At 68.7% G+C, this 1621-nt stretch carries 1 protein-coding gene and 1 pseudogene; both read left to right on the top strand.

The window, feature by feature from the left end; genetic code table 11:
- Positions 1-199 precede the first annotated feature (199 nt).
- Positions 200-676 (top strand): nuclear transport factor 2 family protein, encoded by a 477-nt coding sequence (locus QH195_RS16085; RefSeq protein ID WP_280435968.1) that lies wholly within the window; start codon positions 200-202, stop codon positions 674-676.
- A 452-nt stretch (positions 677-1128) separates the two neighbouring features.
- A pseudogene (locus tag QH195_RS16080) lies at positions 1129-1621 on the top strand (hydroxylase); the annotation flags it as partial.

Raw genomic sequence — 1621 nt, 5'->3', positions numbered from 1 at the left:
CGGGCGCGCCGCGCCTCCCGCCCGCCGTCCCCCCCCCCGCGCCCCCCCCCGCCCCCCCCCCCCGCCCCCCCCCCCCCCGGGGCCCCGGTGCCACCGAACGCCGTCCGGTCCGCCGCGGCATTTCCACTGCGGGCGCAGCATCTTCCGTTGACCGGGATCGCCGGCCCCTGGTCGTAGTGCCGGCGCCTACGATCCGACCGTGACTTCTTCGCCCGACCTCGCACACTCCGGGCCGCTGAAACCCGACCGCGACGCCATCGCCGATACGGTGAACCGATACACCTATGCCCTCGACGACCGTGACTGGGATCTGCTCGACGAGGTCTTCGCGCCGGATGCCGTGGCCAGGTACGGCGCCGCGGACGCGCCCGCAGTCCACGGCCGCGCCGATATCGTGGCCATGATCCGGTCTTTCCTGGATCGTTGCGGCCCCTCCCAGCACCTGCTCGGCAACCACGTCATCGATATCGACGGTGATACCGCCACCTCGACCTGCAAGGCCCGGGTATTGCACATCGGCGCGGGGGAACACGCGAACATCACCTACGAATGCGTCGGTGTGTACCGGGATCGGCTGTCGCGGTCCTCTTCCGGATGGCGGATCACCGAGCGAACCTTCGTAATCGATATCGAATTGGGTGATCGCGCGGCCGTTCTCGGCGGGCCTCCCGGTTGACGAGTACCTGCACCGGGCTGGGACTGCGGCTCGAGCACGCGGACTTCCGGACACCACTGCCCGGAGACCCACTCGGCGGGAGCGCGGTCCGGACCATCGCGATCTCGTCCGGTGCTCCCGCGGCGTGTGCGTTCCGGCTCGGCACCGGGTATCGGTACTTGTGTAGCTGAACAGGCTCGGCCGGGTGGAAAGCCGCGTGGAGGCCGTCGCCCGGATGCTGCGCCGGCGGCGGAAAAAGGTCCCACTCAGCAGGAGATCCGCGTCATGCGGCGTCCCGGGCTGCGAAGGTGGTTGCACTGCGACGAATTGTGCGGTCGCAACCATCTGACCAGGAGGTATCCACGACCGTTGCCGAGCTGGTGACCGCATATCCGTCCCGGCGCCCCGGCAGGCCGCGTCCGCGTCCTCCTGACCACACACCCCCACCATTCAGATACGGACCAGGAGCTCCGATGCCCTACGAAGTACTCGACAGAATCGTCGCCCTCGCCGACGAGATCCGCGCCGGCGCCGAGGAAGGCGAATCCCTCGGCCGTCTGCCCGACGATATGGCCAAAGGCCTCAAGGATGCCGGGATCATCCGGCTGCTGCAGCGCAAGGAATACAACGGCTACGAGGCGCATCCACGCGAATTCGCCGAAACCGTCATGAAGACCGCGAGCATCTACGGTTCCGCCGGTTGGGTGGGCGGAATCGTGGGGGTGCATCCGTGGCAGCTCGCCTTCGCCGACCCCAAGGTGCAGGAAGAGATTCTCGGCACGGACAGCGATACCTGGCAGGCCTCGCCGTACATGCCGGCCGGTATCGCGGTGCCGGCCGACGGCGGTTATGTGATGAACGGCCGCTGGCAGTTCTCCTCCGGTACCGACCACTGCGACTGGATCTTCCTCGGCGCGATGGTGGGCGGCGCGGACGGGAAACCGCTGATGCCGCCGCAGGGCCTGC

It is taken from the genome of Nocardia carnea (assembly GCF_029868855.1).
In the GTDB taxonomy this organism is placed as follows: Bacteria; Actinomycetota; Actinomycetes; order Mycobacteriales; family Mycobacteriaceae; genus Nocardia; species Nocardia carnea_A.
This window is presented reverse-complemented; position numbering and strand designations above follow the sequence as displayed.